Origin of the sequence: Rhodococcus sp. 008, from assembly GCF_001682295.1 — a bacterium.
Classification (GTDB): Bacteria; Actinomycetota; Actinomycetes; order Mycobacteriales; family Mycobacteriaceae; genus Rhodococcus_F; species Rhodococcus_F qingshengii.
The window spans coordinates 6,169,731-6,188,117 of the sequence record NZ_CP012749.1 but is presented as its reverse complement, the minus strand read 5'-3'; the positions used below and the strand labels follow the sequence as shown (position 1 = coordinate 6,188,117).

Below are 18,387 nucleotides of genomic sequence, written 5' to 3'. Positions count from 1 at the left end.
AGGCAAGCGGTAAGATGAAGGGGAGCAGTGATATTCACTGCTCCCCTTCTGGCCTCGGAGCCGATTCGGTCGCGAGATTCCCTGGTGGAACCGACCAAAACACATCCTCTGTTTTGTCATTCCACGAATAGGAATCACCATGCTTACTTCAACCGCTGGCGTTACATCTATCCTCACCCCCGATCAGGTGAACGCACTACTCATTCAGCCTCTGCAGAATCTCGCAATCGCAACCCGCGTCTCGACCGTCGTCAACGTCGGCACACACGGACTCCGTCTGCCTTCCGTGCTCGAAGACCCGTCTGCCGGCTGGGTAGCCGAAGGCGCCGAGATCCCGGTCAGCGAGTCCGACCTCGGCGAGATCGAAGTCGTCCCCAGCAAGCTCGCCGGCCTCGTTGTCATCTCCAACGAGCTCGCTGCAGACTCTTCCCCCGCCGCGCTCCAGGTAGTCGGCGACGGATTGGTTCGAGACATCCAAACGAAGCTCGACACCGCATACTTCGGGAACCTCGCAGCGCCCGCAGCCAAGGGTCTGGCATCGATCACCACAACCACTATCAATGCTGGCGCAGCCTGGACCAACACCGATCCCTTTGCTGAAGCCATCGCAGCCGCGGAGACAAAAGGCGTGGTGATCACGAACTTCGTCGCCAACCCTGCCGATGCACTACTCCTCGCGAAGGTGAAGAAGCAGACCGGAAGCAACGAGCCTCTGCTTGGGCTCGACGCCACCGCTCCGACCGCACGAACAATCCTCGGTGTACCGCTGCTCGTCTCACCCGCAGTACCTGCCGGCACCGTCTGGGCGATCCCGCAGTCCCGCAGCTTCGTCGCCATCCGCAACGACACCTCGGTGACAACGGACGCCAGCGCGTTCTACACCAGCGACCGCACCGCCATCCGAGCAACGATGCGTGTCGGATTCGGGTTCCCCCAGCCCCTCGGAATCGTGAGGATCAACATCACCGCCGGCGGCTAAACAACCACCAACGAGAGCCCCGACCCAATCCCAGGGTCGGGGCTCTTTCGTGCCTACAAGGACAACCCAGGGGTGTCTATGATCCACCCCTGCCCATACCCCCTCGATCGATCCACACGGAAGGGCGCTTTGCATTACGCCGCTGACCGGGTACGGGATACAGGGTCGGTTCAAGTCCCGGCTCCTGGGCTTTTACCGAGTTCCGGACCAAAAAGTGCGTGGAGAGAGAAGAGTTACTTTGCGGAGCGGGTGGCAGCAGGATCGATCGAGGTTGCATAGGGAGGGTCTAAAAATTTGACCCCTCAGCCATAGGGTCAGGACATGAGCGAGAACATCGAAACCCCATGGATGAACGTCTCCGAGGCCGCGGCTTACATGCGCCGGCAAGAAGTTCCCAGTAACGTCGACCGCATGAGCTATGAGACCGAGTTCACGAAGCTGCCTGGGCGTGTTTGTGCCGAATGCGATGCAGATCTCGTGGTCGAGCGCCGGAGGTTCTCACGTGGCTGGAATCAGCGAGGGACACCGGACTTAGTACGTGAAGTCGCCGCCAGATGTCCGAATGAATGCGAACAATCGTCATAGGGAGTCATCGTTTATTCATGGTTTATGAGTGAGATACGACGCGATCTAACGAGAGTTGACGAGTGATCGGTTTCAACCAATCCAACTGGCGGAGTAGGACTATCGCGATCGATTGAGAGTCGATGCGACCAATGTATCGAGAATCCATTGGTCGCGGGTTCGAGCCCCGCCCGCCCCACGTTCAGTTGCCGTGAGCCCGCGGGTCAGCCCCAATGACTTTTGTCGAAGATCATGCTCCAGACGATCGCCAGGGTGACAAGTGCACAGAGTGCAATCACCAAGACATTCGCCCACACATTGTTGGGATTGAATCGCCTGGCAATGCGCCTGCGGTTGCGTCTGAGTCGAGCGTTCGTGGTCACACAAGGAATCGTCGCATCATGATCGTCGATCGCAGATGAGGTGAAAGTCTCGAATCCAGATGACCAATTTCCCGACAGTGTCGAATGTGCAACGCTTCTGGGCGTGACCGAGCAGACAGCTGGCAAGAAACCATTTTCGCCTGGTGTTAGTGCAGGCAGTCGAGCCGGCCCCCGCGGCTCGACTGCCCCCAACACGCGACGTGGGGTCCGAATGGCGGCGCCGAATTGGCGATTAGGGCGCCCGTCTGCGAACCAAATGTCAGCGAAAGTAGAAGTTCTCGGAATTTCATTGGGAGACAGTAGGTTTCTTTGATCCCCAGGTTGAGGGAGCCTGGGGATCGCCTACCTGTGATTGGGGCACTCCCGAACTGTGACGGAAAGGTCCGCTCCCGGATATTAGATTTACGGTGCGTCCGAATTGGCCGGAGATACTTGACGTGGAGTTTCCGGCGCCGACGTTCTACCGATATCGGGCCTTCTGCCCAGGGCTCGCTCGGTGACCCATACGGCAGGTGCCGACAGGAACGGCAGATACACGAAGATATAGCTGTCGAACTCGATGCCCAACGCGAGATAAACCCCAAGGTGAAACCCGAGTAAGACGACGATCCCGATTCTGAACAAGACAGGGAAGAGCACGGCAACGATCAACCAGCCTTCAGCAAAGACAGTGGCGTAGTCGAGTGCCTTCCATAGCCACTCCGAATGGATATCGAATAGTTCGTGGGTCAGCGGACCGAGCTTGGTGGGGTCAGCGACGTCTCGCGCAACGTAGCCCCGGGTTGCCTGCAATTCGGGGTTCAGCCAGCCCGACGCAGCTTTGGGTAGTGCCGCTGTAAACAGGGCGTAGGCGACCGTCACTGCCCAGATGAGCATGGGCAGTCCGCGGGTTTGAAGTGCTTTGCGTTGTGTGCGTGAACGTCGTGCGTCGAGGGACCATGCGGCGCCCCATCCAGCGGCTGCCATGGCCACCGGCAAGATTTCGAAAAGAATGAAGTGGTCGACCTTGCCGAAGGAATTGACCAACCCGCTGCCGGTCATGAGCGTGAGGGTCATTGCGATGGACGCGACCGTCGTTCGATATCCGACCAAGATGGCGATCGCCAGGATGAATCGGGCGACTTCGAGTCCGACGAGGAAGTTCTCGGAGGGTGGTGACGACAGCAGGGAGAACGGACCGGATTGCGGATGAAACAGAATCGAGGGAACCTCGCCCGCCCACGTGTAGTCGATGGGAAACGCGATCACATATAGCGCGAAGAGGATTCGAATGACAGCGAGGAACCTCGCATCCCCGCGGTACGCCTCGCACAACTGATCGATGTGGTCGCGCAGGAACAACAGAGTTCCCGCACGGGCACTCATAGATCAACCCTTGTCGTTTCGCACGGGTCAGTTGACGCATCGGTTCCGTCGGTGATGTCGATAATTGTTTTGCGCCAGCAGAACTCGATACTGTCCGGGATGGCACCACTTCCGACTTCGACGCTGCGGTTTCGGAGCCATTCGACCAATTCAGGGTCCGCGGTTCGGGTGTTGCGGTCGCCTGCCCCGCTGGGGCGGAACGCATAATCGAGTGATGCTCTCGCGGATGAGTAGCGAATATCGCCGGCGAGATCCACTGGGTTGGGACTGATCGTGGATCCGTCGGTGTAATGGAGAGTGATATCCAAGCCACTCCCACTGAACTCGCCGTCTGCATTGGGCACGCCACCGAAGCTGGGCATGCGAATTGTCGGGTATGGCTCAGGGCGGACACCGAACGAGTAGGCGCCTTGCACGAGGAGTACGACTGCGAGTGCTGCGATCGCGATCAGTCGCCGATTGCTGCGCTTTGCTTCTGTTTCCGGCATGTCGACGTTCTTCCTGGCACCTGGTGCCGGTTTCTTCGAATGAGAAAAATAGAGGGGATTGCCGAGCGAGGGGACTGGGTGTTGTCGCGCGTCCGTGCAGATGTGCCGAAAGTAGTTGAAGTGTCGACGAAATATAGCTGCGCGATTGCCGCTTGTCGCAGTGTTGATTTGAAAATGGACTTTGGTCCGTCGAATGGGGGACAGTGTGCCCTGAATGCTTTGCCGCGCCTTAACTTCCAGCAAGCTTCGCCCCAGTCTGCTGTGAGAGCGGGATTTCACTCCTTCGTTGATGGCCGATTCAAGCGGAACGACAGATGCTTGACACTCGCTCAGAGGCAACATGATTCGACCCCGTATGTTTACGGGGTGACCAAACCCAACAAGCGAACTGTCGCCGTCATCGGTGCCATGGTTTTCACCGTCGTAGCGGTGATCGTAGGATTTGCGTACGAGCAATCCCGAGACAGTCGGGCAACTGCCTCTGTATCGCAGCCTGACAGTTCGGCGCCGGCGCTGAATGCCCCTACCGACGACTTCGACACGGTCGCAATTTTGGGGGACTCGTACTCGATTCCGAACACGACGGGAGATCATTGGCCGGCGCTGCTCGCCTTCGATCGTCGCTGGTACCTGGCAGATTTTGCGAGCGGTGGCACCGGCTACGTCCAGGGAAACGAGGAAAAAGGCAAGCTACCGTTCGGTGCGAAAATTGATCAGGTCGTTGCGGTGAATCCCGAGGTCGTCATCATCGCCGGCGGTCGGAACGATGTTTCGTACCCGCTCGAGGTGCGAGATGCGACTCGGGAGTTGTATGCGCAGCTACGAGATCGGCTTCCTCACGCCAAGGTTGTCGTCATCGGCCCCATCATGGACAACCGGCCTCCATCCGAGACCGCTGTCAATGTCAACGATCGAATCCGTTCCGCCGCTGAGCAGTACAAGCTGCCTTTCATTGATGCGCTCGCCGAGAACTGGCTGTCTGACCCGACGTTACTCAAGGAAGACGGCATGCATCCCACGCCGGCAGGTCAAAGGCTCATGTTCGAGAAGATCAGCGAGCACCTTCACTCGCTCGGTCTCTAGCTCTGAAGGAAAGCGAAGAGGACCCCGCAGGCGCGGGGTCCTCTTTTTCGTGAAAAGTATTGTCGGACTTAGGTCATCAGTAGCGAGGACTTTGGGCGCAGTCTTGGCTGGCCGGCTGCCTCACACGGTGATGGAGAAGTTCGGGTAAGAAAGCTCTCGTGGACTGTGTCGCCGCCCCTATCCGCGTTGCGGCTTTCGTGCATCGCAGTTCACCGCAGGTGATGCACGCGCGGCGATACCTACGCTGGGAGCTCGTCGGCGGAATGTCGTTCTTGTCCCTTGCCGGTGGCTCGACCATCACTGCAGCCTGAACGGAGATGGCAGGGACGGCGTAGATCATGTCGACAAGTTGGCCACCCCTGATGTTCTGCGCTACCCGTGATCAAACCGGGCAATCGGAACAAAGTGCTTGTCGAAGAGTTACAGTTGATGTTAATATGTAACGATAGGTCGCAAATGAACAGCTGCTTCGAGGTCGCGCTACCGGAAGCCGATGGGCGCCGGGGGAGATTCGTCTGCTGTCGATGGACGCGACGCCGTTGGGCCGCACGGATAAAGGCTCTGCGAATTGCGCCGGGTCGCACCCCTGATCAACCCGACAGACCAACGTAACGGAGAACATACTGTGACAATCAAGAACTCGATCGGGCCTGGTGTCGAAGCCGATCATGGAAACAGGCTGTTCGGCAACACTATTCGATCAGCTGAAGGTGAGGAACTGGTCCAGCGGCTGAATGCCATGTTCGAGCGAGCGAACAGCGCAGGTCAGGTGGTGAATCAACGAGAACTCTCGACCGTGCTTTCTGTGCGGAGATCCGAGGGTTCGCCGGGCGACCGGTCGATTCCGGCGCCTGACAGGCTGATGCATGCGATCGAGGGACTCTCGTACGAATCCCTTTCCCTGTTGATTTGTGCGGCCGAGCATTTACTGCGTTCGGAAGGGGTACATGTCGACTCGACGCCCTTCACGTGAGGGGCGACGAGACCCGTCGAGGAAATCGAAGTGATCGGTCCGTCGCCGACGAACGAGTATTTTGTCACGAACGGAATGACGTAGTTACGTCGTCGTTTGTAATTCTGTTGTGCGACCGGCGAATCAGGCCTCCGGCGTTGCTCAGTCGCACGATCCCGATTCCGCTGCTTCGAAGGCTTCTTGGTGCGCTCACGCGCCTCAGCGTCGAATCCTCTCCAGTCGTCGTGCGGTCCGCTCATGTCATCGCGGATTCGATCGATCGGCGACGTGGAATCAGTCGGAGTATGTCCAGTTCTTCGGCCGATCCGAGTATCGACCGGCAAATCTTGTCGACGGAGTCAGATGCCGGATACCGGCACCGAAATACGGATCAACATTCACCTCGGGAAGCCGCATGAAGTGAATTGACTATCGCAGTCTGCTGTTGTGGTGTGAACGCTGCCCAGGCGCTGGCGGAACCCACGAGTTCAGGGACATCGTTCCATCCAGGGCTCTGTAGCCGGGCCAACGCCGCCTCGACCGTCCCGAAAACTTCGAGGTACGCATGTGCGTCGTCGCATGTGAAGGCGAGTTCGTGGGGTTCCGCGTCGCCCACGTCCCCGCCACACGAAGTAAGCATCAGCACGAATGGAGTCGCAATAGCGATCATGATTCGCTTCATCGGCCAATCGAAGCAGACTGACCCCGCCCTGGCGGACTATTCTCGATCCATGCCGATCACCCCGGATACAAAGAACTGGACCTGGGTCCTCGAACGCCCATGCGCCGAGTGCGGGTTTGATTCGTCCGCTGTGGCGTTCGCGGATGTTCCAGATCTTGTGCGTAGCAATGCCGTCTCGTGGGCCGAGGTACTGGAGCGCGAGAATGTGACGGAGCGGCCGGACAGCGAAACATGGTCAGCGCTGGAGTATTCCGCCCACGTACGCGACGTGTTCCGGATCTTCAAGGTGCGGTTGGAACAGATGCTCGAATTCGACGATCCGCGATTCGAGAACTGGGATCAGGACGCAACAGCCGAGGCCGAGCGGTACAACGACCAAGATCCGGCAAAGGTGGCATCGGAATTGTCCGACGCCGCGGCGGAGGTCGCGAATGCCTTCGAAACCGTGCCAGAGGGTAGCCGCCAACGACGGGGTCTCCGCAGTGACGGATCGGCGTTCACCGTCGAATCGTTGGCGGCCTACTTCATTCACGATCCGATCCATCACCTGCACGACGTCTCGGTGTAGTCAGAGCCCGCGCACCTCCTCGAGGGTTCTTCTGGCTCCGACGGAGTGCAATGAGTCGAGGGTCTTTCGGAAGCTAGCGACAAATCGGCGATCGTCCACGAGATCGCCGAACACTTGGCGGTACCCGATGAAGGCCAACGGGTCGCTCGACTGTTTCTGGGCGAGCGGCACCAGAGTGTCCGACAGCTGATCGACGACGGTGATGGGATCTCCGTTCTCGTCTGTGCCCTCGGCGTAGCGGGCCCAGCTAGCGACAATTGCGGTGGACAGGTTGATCGACCCACCGGTGTCGAGTTGGTTCCGGATGACGGGCAACAGCCACTTGGGAATTCGATCGGACGACTCGGCACACAGACGTGCAATCGTGTCGCGGATCTGGGGGTTCGAGAATCTTTCGATGAGGGTCTTCTTGTACTGATCGAGGTCGACGCCGGGTACCGGGTCAAGGGTCGGCGTCGCTTCGAGATTCATGTAGTCGAGCAGGAACCCCGACAAGAGTTCGTCCTGGCATGCCTCGTGGACCAGGCGGTATCCGGCAAGGTAGCCGAAGTACGCGATGCCTTGATGGCCGGCATTGAGAAGGCGCAGTTTCATCAGTTCGTACGGGCGAACATCCGGCACGAGATTGACGCCGGCATTCTCCAGAGGTGGCCTGCCTGAGGTGAACTCGTCCTCGAGGAACCACGCGGTGAACGGCTCAGCCGCGACCGGCCACTGATCTTCCACGCCAAACGTCTCGGCGATCTCGGTGGTCACCTCGGCTGTCGTGACGGGTGTGATCCGGTCGACCATGGAGTTGGGGAAGGCGCCGTTCTCGTCGATCCACTCCGCAAGTTCGGGATCCTTCAGGGCGGCGAACGCTCCGACTGCCGTCCTGGCGACCGATCCGTTGCCTTCGATGTTGTCGCAACTCATGATCGTGAACGGGGCGAGGCCCCGGTCGCGACGGAGTGCGAGTGCCGCACAAATCAGACCGAAGGTGGTGTGGGGGAGTGTTCCCGGCTCGAGATCGTGCATTACAGCGGGATCGGACGCGTCGAACTCACCCGTAGTGTGCGAGATGTTGTATCCGCCCTCGGTGATGGTGAGAGATACGATTCTCGTCGATTCGGATGCCATCTTTTCGATCACCGCCTCCGGATCCTCCGGAGCGAACAGGTACTCGACGATCGACCCGATGACCCGGGCCTCGAGGGTTCCGTCAGAATGCTTGAGCGCCAGCGTGTAGAGGCAGTCCTGCGCGCGGAGAGCGTCTTTCATCCGCTTGTCCGACGGCATCACTCCCACTCCGCAGATTCCCCAGTCGAAGCCCTCACCGCGTCGCAGGAGATCATCGATGTACATGGCCTGGTGTGCACGGTGAAAGCCTCCGACACCGAAATGCACTATGCCAGTAGTGACTTTGCTCCGGTCGTAGTTCGGCACTTCGAGTGCAGCATCGAAGTCGAACAGGGTCTTCGTATTGAGTTCCATGAAAGTACTAGTCTCCTTCGGCGACGATGACTACGGCTTTGATGCTGCCGAGAATGCAATCGGCCACCAGGGCCTCTTGCGACTGTTCGAGTGAAAAGCGTGCTGTGACCATCGAGTCCAGATCGACGCGCCCGGCAGCGACCAATGCGGCGGCGATCGGCCACGTGTTGGCGTACCGGAACACTCCGGTCAGCATCAGTTCGCGATTCTGAATGATCGGGACCGGCAACGGTATCTCGTCGGCACCCATTCCGACCAGAACGACGGTCCCAGCGGGCCGAACTGCGTGAATCCCGTCGATCACCGCGGCCGTGGCACCCGAGGCGTCGATGAATGCGTCGACGGCCAGCGAGCGTACGTCGCCCTCACGTGGATCAACGACGGTTGTTGCGCCGAATTTCAGTGCCACATCACGCCGGGCCGCGTCGATGTCCGAGACGATGACTTCCGTCGCGCCGAATGCCTTGGCCACCTGCGTCGTCACGATTCCTACCGGGCCGGCGCCGGCGATCAACACCCGAGAGCCGGCAGTGATCCCCGCCTTCTGGGCTGAGGCGATCCCTACGGAGAGTGGCTCGAACAGCGCAGCTGCCTCGTAGGACACGGAATCTGCGATGGGATGGGCGAAGTCGGCACCGATCGTGACGTAGTCGGTCAGCGCACCGTCGATCGGCGGCGTCGCGAAGAACTCCATATGAGGGCAGAGGTTGTATCTGCCTGCCTTGGATTCGGGACTTGTCGGATCGGGCTTCTGAGGCTCGATGGAGACACGCTGCCCGATGCGTGTTGGGTCGACGCCGTCACCGACCGCGGCGATGCGTCCCGATGCTTCGTGTCCGAGAACGAGCGGTGAGTTGACTACGTAAGGGCCGATGCGACCTTCGTGAAAGTAGTGCGCGTCCGACCCGCACACGCCCACGGCATGGATGCGAACGAGGACCTCACCCGCCTTCGGGGACGGTCGTGGTCTCTCGACCATCTGCATCTTTCCGGTCTCGACGAGGACATTTGCCCGAATTGTCGCAGGTAGATCGACGGATTCTCCGGAAACTGTTGTGTGGGTCACAACGTAGATGTTAGCTTAATGAGCATAAGAACATCTAGTGAGCATTTGCTCACGATCGAGAAACTTTGAACCTGATGCACAAGGAGACCGTGTGAACCAGTCGGCTCAGCCCACAGGACTCAAGACGTCGAAGTTGCCCGCTTCCGAAGATGTGCGGCTCGCCTTGCGGGCAGCGACCATGTATCACCTCGAAGGTGCCACTCAGGCGGAGATTGCAGCGAAGTTGGGCGTCTCGCGGCCGACAGCCGGGCGACTGTTGGCCAGGGCGCGGACGCAAGGTTTGGTCAGGGTCGAGATTTTGGTACCGCCGGAGCTCGAAGGTTCGGTGAACACGGAGTTGGAATCGAAGCTGGAGAAGCACTTCGGGTTGGCCGAAGTGTTGATCGTCCCCGAAGCGATTTCGGATGCGGACGACCCGGACTTCGACGCACTCGGTCGACGAGCAGCGGAAGTTCTGGTTCGTCGTCTGCAGCCGTCGAGCGTTCTCGGGTTTACCTGGGGTCCGGAAACCGTTGCGGTAGCAGGGTCTTTGCCAGACAAGGCCGCGAAGTGCTCGGCTGTGGTACAACTTGACGGCTCCATGACGGTGACCGACTACCAAACCGGTGTCGACTTCACCATCGGCCGATGTGCACAACAGTTGCAGGCCAATCCTATTCGTCTCAACGCTCCGCTGTATGCCGACCCGGCGACTGTGGAGTCGATGCGAAACGACTCGGTGATCTCGAAGGCGCTGCAAGCCGGAACTGATTCCGACATCATGGTTTTCGGAGTCGGTGCCGTCTCGACCGCGACGACCTTGTTTGCCGGTAGCTTCGTCGACTCGACCATGCTGGACGAGTTGGAAAGTCGAGGCGCTGTCGGTGAAATCGGCGGCCGTTTCTACACGATCGACGGCAATCCAGTGGAGGGGCCACTGCCTGAGCGAACGGTCTCCGTCTCGCTCGACGCAGTGAAATCCTGCGATCAGACGATTCTGATTTCGGGGGGAACACACAAACGCCAGGCCGTTCTGGGCGCATTGCGCGGAGGTTTGGCAAACGTACTCGTCACCGACGTCGAGTGCGCCCAGTGGCTGCTCGAAGGCTAGCGATCTCACGAGTTTCGCTGTCCGAGCGCGCGACTGACACGCAAGTGTGAAGGAAGGTAATCCGTGAAAACAGGAAGACGAGTGTGGGGCGCTGCCGCGGCGGCGCTCTGCCTCCTGGTGTCGGGATGTGCGGGCGCTGGTGCGCTCGGTGGTTCCGGCGAACGAACAGTCACCATTGCGATGGTGTCGAACTCGCAGATGCAGGACGCCATCAAGCTGGCGCCGGCTTTCGAAGCCGAGAACCCTGGCATCGACCTCAAATTCGTCAGCCTTTCCGAGAACCAGGCGCGCGCCAAGATCACAGCGTCGACGGCAACCGGCGGCGGTGAGTTCGACGTCGTGATGATCAGCAACTACGAGACACCTCAGTGGGCTGCAAACGGTTGGCTCACGAACCTGTCCGACTATGCAGACACGACGCCCGGTTACGACGAGGACGACTTCGTACCGTCGATCAAGACTTCTCTGTCGTACGAGGACAGTATGTACGCGGTCCCCTTCTACGGGGAGTCGTCGTTCCTGATGTACCGCAAGGATCTGTTCGATCAGGCGGGGATTACAGTTCCCGAAGACCCGACGTGGCAAGAAGTTGCAGGTTGGGCAGCACAGTTCGACAACCCGGACGCCAAGATGGCGGGAATCTGCTTGCGCGGAAAGCCTGGCTGGGGTGAGGTGCTCGCACCGCTGAACACCGTGATCAACACCTTCGGTGGACGCTGGTACGACGAGAATTGGAATGCGCAGCTGACCAGTCCGCAGGTCGAGGATGCGGTTCAGTTCTACGTGGACACGGTCAAGGAGCACGGTCAGCCGGGTCCTGCCACAAGCGGATTCGGTGAATGTGCAACACAATTCGCGCAAGGCAATACGGCGATGTGGTACGACGCGACGTCGGCTGTGTCGGTTCTCGAGGACCCTGCGTCGTCGAAGGTAGTCGGCAACATCGGATATGCGAAGGCCCCGAAGGTCGAGAAGTCCGATCCTGGTTGGCTCTACACGTGGGCGCTCGGAATCCCGGAGTCGGCAAAGAACAAAGATGATGCCTGGAAGTTCATTTCCTGGATGACGAACAAGGACTACATCCAGAAGGTCGGAACCGAACTCGGCTGGTCGAGAGTTCCTCCGGGAAGTCGCCTATCGACCTACGAGATTCCGGAATATCAAGAGGCCGCACAGGCATTCGGTCCGATCACCCTCGAATCGATCAACAATGCAGATCCGAAAAACCCTACAGTGCAACCGGTTCCGTACACCGGCGTCCAGTTCCTAACCATCCCTGAGTTTCAGGACCTGGGCACTCGCGTCAGCCAGCAGATCAGTGCGGCCATCGCGGGTCAGAAGAGCGTGAAAGAAGCACTCGAACAATCCCAGCAGTATGCCGAGGTGGTCGGCAAGACCTATCAGGAGAACCGATGACTACGGTTGCCGAGCCCAGAACTACGGTGGACGACGCGCCACCGGTCCGTGTCGAAAAGAAGATCTCCCGCGCCGAGGGTTGGCGTCGTAGAGGTCCCCTGTTGCCGGCGTTGATCTTCTCGATCGTCGTCACCCAGATTCCGTTTCTGTTCACCCTCTACTACTCGACGCAGTCGTGGAACCTTGTCCGGCCGGGATCGCGGCACTTCAACGGGTTCGACAACTACATCGAGGTTTTCAAGGACAGTCAGTTTCGGGAAGTCGCGGTCAACACGGTCATCATGATCGTGGGGACGGTCATCGTTTCGGTGATCCTCGGACTCGCGTTGGCACTGCTACTCGACAGAGCCTTCCTCGGTCGCGGGATCGTGCGGACACTGCTGATCACGCCGTTTCTCATCACCCCCGTCGCTGGCGCATTGCTCTGGAAGACAACAATGTTCGACCCGGTGTTCGGTATCGTGAACTTTGTCCTCCAGCCTTTCGGTGTCGGCCAGGTCGACTGGGTCAGCAAGTTTCCGCTCGCCGCCGTCATGATCAATCTGATCTGGCAATGGACGCCTTTCATGATGCTGCTCATTCTGGCCGGCTTGCAGTCCATGCCCCGAGACATCCTCGAAGCCGCACGGGTGGACGGAGCCAAGCCGTTTGCGATGTTCCGCGAACTGACACTGCCGCACCTGCGCCGTTTCATCGAACTCGGTGCAGTTCTGGGTGCGATCTACCTCGTGAACACCTTTGACGCGGTGTACATGATGACGTCGGGCGGGCCAGGCGTGGCCAGTTCGAACCTGCCGTTCTACATCTACCAGCGCGCGTTCCTCGGCTTCGACGTAGGTCAAGCTGCGGCGATGGGTGTCGTGACAGTGATCGCGACCATCATCGTGTCGACACTTGCGCTCCGATTGATCTTCAAGAGCTTCACCGGCAACGAGGAGGCGGCGTGATGACTGCCGTAGAGACGACAAGCGTGACGACCGACAAACCCGTCGTCAAGAAAAAGAAGGGCAGTAAGTTCAGTCCGTGGTCGGTCGTGGCGTGGATCGCCGCTCTGGGATTCTTCTTCCCGGTCTTCTGGATGGTCCTGACCGCATTCAAGACCGAGGCAGACGCCTACACGGATCCGCCGAAGTTGTTCTTCACCCCGACGCTCGAGCAGTTTCGTGCCGTTCTCGATTCCGGTCTCGGCACGACGCTGGCGAACTCGGCATTTGCCACAGGAATGTCGACGATTCTTGTTCTGCTACTGGGTGTTCCGGCGGCTTTTGCGCTCTCGCTTCGCCCGGTGAAGAAGACTCAGGATGTGCTGTTCTTCTTCATCAGTACCAAGATGCTCCCAGTCGTCGCTGCAATCGTGCCGCTGTACGTGATCGTCAACGACATCGGATTGCTCGACAATATCTGGGCGCTGGTCATCTTGTACACATCGATGAATCTGCCGATCGCAGTGTGGATGATGCGTTCGTTCTTTCTCGAAGTCCCCGGCGAACTTCTCGAAGCTGCCAGCATGGACGGCGCGAGTTTGTGGACCTCGGTTCGCGAGGTGATCCTCCCGCTGATCTCGCCCGGAATTGCTGCGACTGCGCTGATCTGCGTGATCTTCTCGTGGAACGAATTCTTCTTCGCAGTCAACCTGACAGCTGTTCAAGCGCAGACGATTCCGGTCTTCCTGGTCGGGTTCATCACCGGCGAGGGACTGTACTGGGCTCGGCTCTCCGCGGCAGCGACCATGGCGGCATTGCCCGTCATCCTGGCCGGTTGGTTCGCCCAGAACAAACTGGTGCGCGGCCTGTCCTTCGGTGCAATCAAATAATTCTCCTCACCCTCTCAGGAGTTCGTCATGGCTGAAATCTCTTACCAGAAAGCGTCTTGCATCTACGAAGGTGCTGGGACCCTCGCTGTAGATTCACTCGATCTTGACATCAAGGACGGGGAGTTCATCGTGCTCGTCGGTCCGTCAGGTTCCGGAAAGTCCACGGCCCTGCGCATGTTGGCAGGGCTCGAGGACATCGATTCCGGTGCGATCACCATCAACGGCAAGGACATGACCGATGTCCCGTCGAAGGATCGCGACATCGCAATGGTCTTCCAGAATTACGCGCTGTACCCCAACAAAACCGTCGGGGAAAATATGGGGTTCGCGTTGAAGATGCGCGGTGTGCCCGTCGAGGAGCGTAAGAAGAAAGTGGCCGAAGCGGCCAAACTGCTTGACCTGACTGACTATCTCGACCGCAAACCGGCCAAGCTTTCCGGTGGTCAACGGCAGCGAGTTGCCATGGGCCGAGCTATCGTTCGTGAACCGCAAGTGTTCTGCATGGACGAGCCGCTCTCCAACCTCGACGCAAAGCTACGCGTCCAGACCCGCACGCAGATCGCGGCGTTGCAGCGTCGTCTCGGAACCACCACCGTCTACGTCACGCACGATCAGGTGGAAGCGATGACGATGGGTGATCGCGTGGCAGTGCTCAAGGGCGGCAAGTTGCAACAATTCGCTTCTCCGACCGAACTTTACGATCGGCCGGCCAATGCGTTTGTTGCCGGTTTCATCGGATCTCCAGGTATGAACTTGGTAACGGCGCCGGTCAGTTCGGGTGGGGTGCGTTTCGGTGACGTCGAGGTTCCGCTGGACCGCGAGCAGATGGCGGCAATCGCCGCGGCCGGTCTGGCTTCGGTCACAGTGGGAATTCGGCCCGAGCAATTCCAGGTGGTTGCTGCCGGAGACGGAATCGCAGCTCAGATCGACCTGGTAGAGGAACTGGGCAACGAGTCGTACATCTACGCGCACGTACCTGGCACGGAATCCGATCCGATTTCGCTCGTCGCACGCACCGGCGGGCGATCGAAGCTGCAGTACGGCCAGACGCTGGGCTTCGAGCGGGTGGACGGCCTCATTCACCTCTTCGACCCGGCTACGGGCGAGCGTGTGGGTAGCTGAATCCCATCGCATTCGTGACCTGCTCGGCACCCGAACTCGTTCGTGCCGAGCAGGTCACATCCATCTTCGACTGGTGAGAAGGTTAGGGTCTACCGATGAGTGATACACGCGAACGATCCGTCGTGGTGTGTGGTGAGGGACTGGTTGATCTGGTTCCGGTGGGGGAGAACTTCTCGCCCAAGTTGGGCGGTGGACCGTTCAACGTTGCGGTTGCATTGGGCCGACTCGGATCCGACGTGGGATTCGTCTCTCGCTTGTCCACCGACGCCTTCGGAGATCGGATGATCGACTCGCTGGCCGCGTCCAATGTCGACACAACCGGAGTCGAACGTGGGCCCGAGCCGACAACTCTGGCCGTCGTGAACCTTGCAGCGGACGGTGGTGCGCGGTATTCCTTCTACCTCGAGGGAACGGCAGATCGACAGTTCGCGCTGCCGAAACTTCCCTCTGCCCGGGCATTCTCGTTCGGAACGCTGTCGCTGGTGCTCGAGCCCGGGGCCTCGGCCTACGAAGCTTTGCTGCACGAAGCCCACGCCCGCGGTCGACTCACCATGGTCGACCCCAACATTCGTCCGGCGGTGATCTCCGACCCGGACGCGTATCGACGACGGTTTCGTTCGTGGTTGCCCGCCATCGACATTCTCAAAGTGAGCGACGACGACGCGAAGTGGTTGGGTTCGGTCGACGGCGCCGAGTGGCTCGACGAAGGCGTCGGAGCCGTCCTGCTCACCCGTGGAGGTGACGGGTTGCGGTTGATCACCGAGCAACTCGATGTTTCGGTGCCCGCGCCCGCGGTCGACGTCGCGGACACGATCGGTGCGGGCGATACCGTTCACGGAGCCCTGTTGGCCTACCTTGATCGTCACGACGCACTCGACGTCGCAGTTGTGCGCGGGTTCTCCGAGGCAGATTGGTCGGCCGCGTTGACCTTTGCCGCACGCGCGGCAGCCGTCACCGTGTCACGTCCCGGGGCGGATCCGCCGTGGTCAAGGGAGTTGGGCCGGCCCGTCTAGCACTGGGGACCACCGCCCTACTGCGAGCGCAGTACGTCGAACTGCCTACCTGTGCACGATGTGCGACGGGGTCGTGTATCGGCACAGTGACACGCATGTCGATATTCCTGTACAAACTCTCGCGACTCGCGTTTCGGCGCCGTTGGGCAATGGTGGGCTTCTGGGTCGTCCTGCTGGTGGCGGGCGGAGTAGGCGCAGCAACGCTGTCCGGTCCGACCGTCAATACATTGTCGATCCCGGGCACAGAATCGCAAGCGGCACAGGACCTTCTTTCTGAACGGTTCCCGGAATCGTCCACCGGCGGAGCCAGTGCTCGCATCGTCTTCGAATCTCCGGCGGGCACGACGCTCACCGATCCGGCGATTCGACGATCCGTCAGTGACTTGGTCTCTGCGCTCGGGAAGGACCCCGAGGTTGCAGCGGTATCGGATCCATATGCCTCCGGCGGAGTGTCGCCGACCGGGACGATCGGATACATGCAGGTCTCCTATACCGCCGACTCGATCGAGTTGCCGGACAGCTCGAAAGAACTGCTCGAGTCCGCCGTCCACGACGCCGCGGATTCAGGGCTGGCAGTCGATGTTGCCGGCAACGTGCTGATGGAAAGCAGTGCCGAATCGATGGGCGAAGTGATCGGCGTCGCGATCGCCGCTGTGGTCCTGACGGTCACTTTCGGTTCGTTGGTGGCAGCAGGGCTTCCCTTGATCAGCGCGTTGATCGGCATCGGCATCGCGATCTGCACGATCACTATCGCAACTGGTTTCATCGAATTGGGTTCGAGCACAACGGTCCTGGCAATGATGCTTGGGCTCGCCGTGGCGATCGACTATTCGCTCTTCATCGTCTCGCGCTACCGCTCCGAACTACGTGACGGACATGATCCGGAAATTGCTGCGGGCAGAGCAGCGGGGACGGCGGGCTCGGCCGTAGTGTTCGCGGGGTTGACGGTGCTCATCGCATTGGCAGGACTGTTCGTCGTGAACATCCCGTTCCTGACGAGCATGGGTCTGGCTGCGGCGTTTGCAGTTGCTGTTGCAGTGGTGATTTCACTGACCCTGCTGCCCGCCACGCTGGGATTTGCTGGATCGCGCGTTCTGAGCCGATCCGATCGTCGCCTGCTTGCGTCCGGTGGTCAGTTGACGCATCGCAAGACGAAGGAAGGCGCAGGCTCGCGATGGGCCAAGTTCGTGATCCGGCGTCGAGTTCCGGTTTTGCTCGCGTCTGTCCTCGGGCTGGGATTGCTGGCGATCCCCACCTTCGGAATCAACCTGAGTTTGGCGAGCCCACCAGTGCCCGACACAACTGCCGCCAGGGCTACCGACCGACTCTCCGAGGGGTTCGGTGCCGGGTTCAGCGGTCCGCTCATGGTGGTCGTCGACGTTGCCGACGCCGCAGATCCGGCAGCGGCATTGAGCGGCGCCCAGGAAAAGCTCGGTGCTCTGCCCGACGTAGCGGCAGTGACGCCGCCAGCACTCAATCAGGCCGGCGATACAGCAGTCATCACGGTGGTTCCCTCGAGTGGCCCGGAAACCGAGGCAACAAAGGCGCTCGTCGCAGATATACGTGAGGTCGCCGGATCACTGACCGACGAGACCGGGGCCACGATGTCGGTCACCGGTCAGACAGCGTTGACGATCGACGTCTCGGACCGCCTGGCTGATGCCCTCGTTCCCTACCTCGCATTGGTCGTCGGCCTCGCCTTCATTCTTTTGATGCTGGTGTTCCGCTCGATCTTGGTACCGCTCAAGGCAACTCTCGGATTTCTGCTCTCGATCGGCGCGACGTTCGGTGTGCTGGTCGCGATCTTCCAGTGGGGTTGGTTCGCCGGCATTCTCGGAATCGAAGGCCAAACCGGATCAGTTGTGGCGATGTTGCCCATCTTCATGATCGGCATCGTCTTCGGGTTGGCGATGGACTACCAGGTGTTCCTGGTGACCAGAATGCGTGAAGCGTTCGTCCACGGTGACGGACCGGATGAAGCAGTCGTGAAGGGCTTCGACCAGGGCGCGCGAGTCGTCACGGCCGCGGCGCTGATCATGATCGCCGTTTTCGCGGGCTTCATCTTCGGCGGCGACGCCTTCATCATGCAGATCGGACTCGGACTCTCGTTCGCGGTTCTGTTCGACGCCTTCGTGATTCGTATGACCGTCGTACCGGCCGTCATGTCCCTGTTGGGCTCGAAGGCATGGTGGTTCCCCTCATGGCTGGACCGGTTGGTCCCGAACGTCGATGTCGAGGGGGAGCAGTTGACTGCGCTGCTCGCAGATTCGAAGGAATCCAGTGAACCCACGAGCGACAAGTTGTCGGTGTGACCCGGATACGGTAGATCG

General features: G+C 59.9%; 16 protein-coding genes. 12 read left to right on the top strand and 4 right to left on the bottom strand.

The window, feature by feature from the left end:
• Nucleotides 1-139 precede the first annotated feature (139 nt).
• Nucleotides 140-979, top strand: a complete 840-nt coding sequence (locus AOT96_RS28530; RefSeq protein ID WP_065352621.1) for a phage major capsid protein — start codon at nucleotides 140-142, stop codon at nucleotides 977-979.
• Between the two features lie 321 nt (nucleotides 980-1,300).
• Nucleotides 1,301-1,564: a hypothetical protein gene (locus AOT96_RS35430; RefSeq protein ID WP_156778986.1), complete on the top strand. Its 264-nt coding sequence runs from the start codon at nucleotides 1,301-1,303 to the stop codon at nucleotides 1,562-1,564.
• A gap of 764 nt (nucleotides 1,565-2,328) precedes the next feature.
• On the opposite strand, the gene AOT96_RS28525 is transcribed toward AOT96_RS35430, so the two are convergent.
• Both AOT96_RS28525 and AOT96_RS35840 read right to left on the bottom strand, forming a co-directional pair.
• Nucleotides 2,329-3,291, bottom strand: a complete 963-nt coding sequence (locus tag AOT96_RS28525; RefSeq protein ID WP_065352620.1) for an HTTM domain-containing protein — start codon at nucleotides 3,289-3,291, stop codon at nucleotides 2,329-2,331.
• Entirely contained in the window at nucleotides 3,288-3,779 is a 492-nt protein-coding gene (locus AOT96_RS35840) for a hypothetical protein (protein WP_020969946.1), read from the bottom strand. The genes AOT96_RS28525 and AOT96_RS35840 overlap by 4 nt, the downstream gene beginning before the upstream one ends.
• A gap of 366 nt (nucleotides 3,780-4,145) precedes the next feature.
• Between AOT96_RS35840 and AOT96_RS35835 the strand changes: the two genes are divergently transcribed.
• From AOT96_RS35835 to AOT96_RS28500, 3 genes are all read left to right on the top strand, one after another.
• Nucleotides 4,146-4,862 carry an SGNH/GDSL hydrolase family protein gene (locus AOT96_RS35835; protein WP_024487644.1) on the top strand — a complete coding sequence of 239 codons (717 nt, stop codon included), beginning with the start codon at nucleotides 4,146-4,148 and terminating at the stop codon, nucleotides 4,860-4,862.
• A 158-nt stretch (nucleotides 4,863-5,020) separates the two neighbouring features.
• Nucleotides 5,021-5,173 carry a hypothetical protein gene (locus tag AOT96_RS35425; protein ID WP_155277928.1) on the top strand — a complete coding sequence of 51 codons (153 nt, stop codon included), beginning with the start codon at nucleotides 5,021-5,023 and terminating at the stop codon, nucleotides 5,171-5,173.
• Between the two features lie 1,372 nt (nucleotides 5,174-6,545).
• A complete protein-coding gene (locus tag AOT96_RS28500; protein ID WP_030536585.1) occupies nucleotides 6,546-7,064 on the top strand; it encodes a DinB family protein in 519 nt (172 codons plus the stop codon).
• On the opposite strand, the gene AOT96_RS28495 is transcribed toward AOT96_RS28500, so the two are convergent.
• Nucleotides 7,065-8,537 (bottom strand): mannitol dehydrogenase family protein, encoded by a 1,473-nt coding sequence (locus AOT96_RS28495; protein WP_065352619.1) that lies wholly within the window; start codon nucleotides 8,535-8,537, stop codon nucleotides 7,065-7,067.
• 7 nt (nucleotides 8,538-8,544) lie between these two features.
• Nucleotides 8,545-9,555: an NAD(P)-dependent alcohol dehydrogenase gene (locus AOT96_RS28490; RefSeq protein ID WP_065352962.1), complete on the bottom strand. Its 1,011-nt coding sequence runs from the start codon at nucleotides 9,553-9,555 to the stop codon at nucleotides 8,545-8,547.
• Between the two features lie 139 nt (nucleotides 9,556-9,694).
• On the opposite strand from AOT96_RS28490, the gene AOT96_RS28485 reads away from it, so the two are divergent.
• The 7 genes from AOT96_RS28485 to AOT96_RS28455 all read left to right on the top strand — a co-directional run bounded on the left by AOT96_RS28485 (nucleotide 9,695) and on the right by AOT96_RS28455 (nucleotide 18,369).
• On the top strand, nucleotides 9,695-10,693 hold the full coding sequence (locus tag AOT96_RS28485) for a sugar-binding transcriptional regulator (RefSeq protein WP_054827191.1): 999 nt from the start codon (nucleotides 9,695-9,697) through the stop codon (nucleotides 10,691-10,693).
• A 63-nt stretch (nucleotides 10,694-10,756) separates the two neighbouring features.
• The gene (locus AOT96_RS28480; protein ID WP_030536581.1) at nucleotides 10,757-12,109 is read left to right on the top strand and encodes an ABC transporter substrate-binding protein; all 1,353 of its coding nucleotides are present in this window, start codon (nucleotides 10,757-10,759) and stop codon (nucleotides 12,107-12,109) included.
• Nucleotides 12,106-13,056: a carbohydrate ABC transporter permease gene (locus AOT96_RS28475; RefSeq protein ID WP_019748978.1), complete on the top strand. Its 951-nt coding sequence runs from the start codon at nucleotides 12,106-12,108 to the stop codon at nucleotides 13,054-13,056. The genes AOT96_RS28480 and AOT96_RS28475 overlap by 4 nt, the downstream gene beginning before the upstream one ends.
• Nucleotides 13,056-13,922 (top strand): carbohydrate ABC transporter permease, encoded by an 867-nt coding sequence (locus tag AOT96_RS28470; protein ID WP_065352961.1) that lies wholly within the window; start codon nucleotides 13,056-13,058, stop codon nucleotides 13,920-13,922. Before AOT96_RS28475 ends, AOT96_RS28470 begins: the two co-directional genes overlap by 1 nt.
• A 27-nt stretch (nucleotides 13,923-13,949) precedes the next feature.
• The gene (locus AOT96_RS28465) at nucleotides 13,950-15,044 is read left to right on the top strand and encodes an ABC transporter ATP-binding protein (RefSeq protein ID WP_065352618.1); all 1,095 of its coding nucleotides are present in this window, start codon (nucleotides 13,950-13,952) and stop codon (nucleotides 15,042-15,044) included.
• A gap of 95 nt (nucleotides 15,045-15,139) precedes the next feature.
• Nucleotides 15,140-16,057, top strand: coding sequence for a carbohydrate kinase family protein (locus AOT96_RS28460; RefSeq protein ID WP_065352617.1), 918 nt, complete (start codon nucleotides 15,140-15,142; stop codon nucleotides 16,055-16,057).
• Nucleotides 16,058-16,152: 95 nt separating this feature from the next.
• A complete protein-coding gene (locus AOT96_RS28455) occupies nucleotides 16,153-18,369 on the top strand; it encodes an MMPL family transporter (RefSeq protein WP_065352616.1) in 2,217 nt (738 codons plus the stop codon).
• Nucleotides 18,370-18,387: the final 18 nt, after the last annotated feature.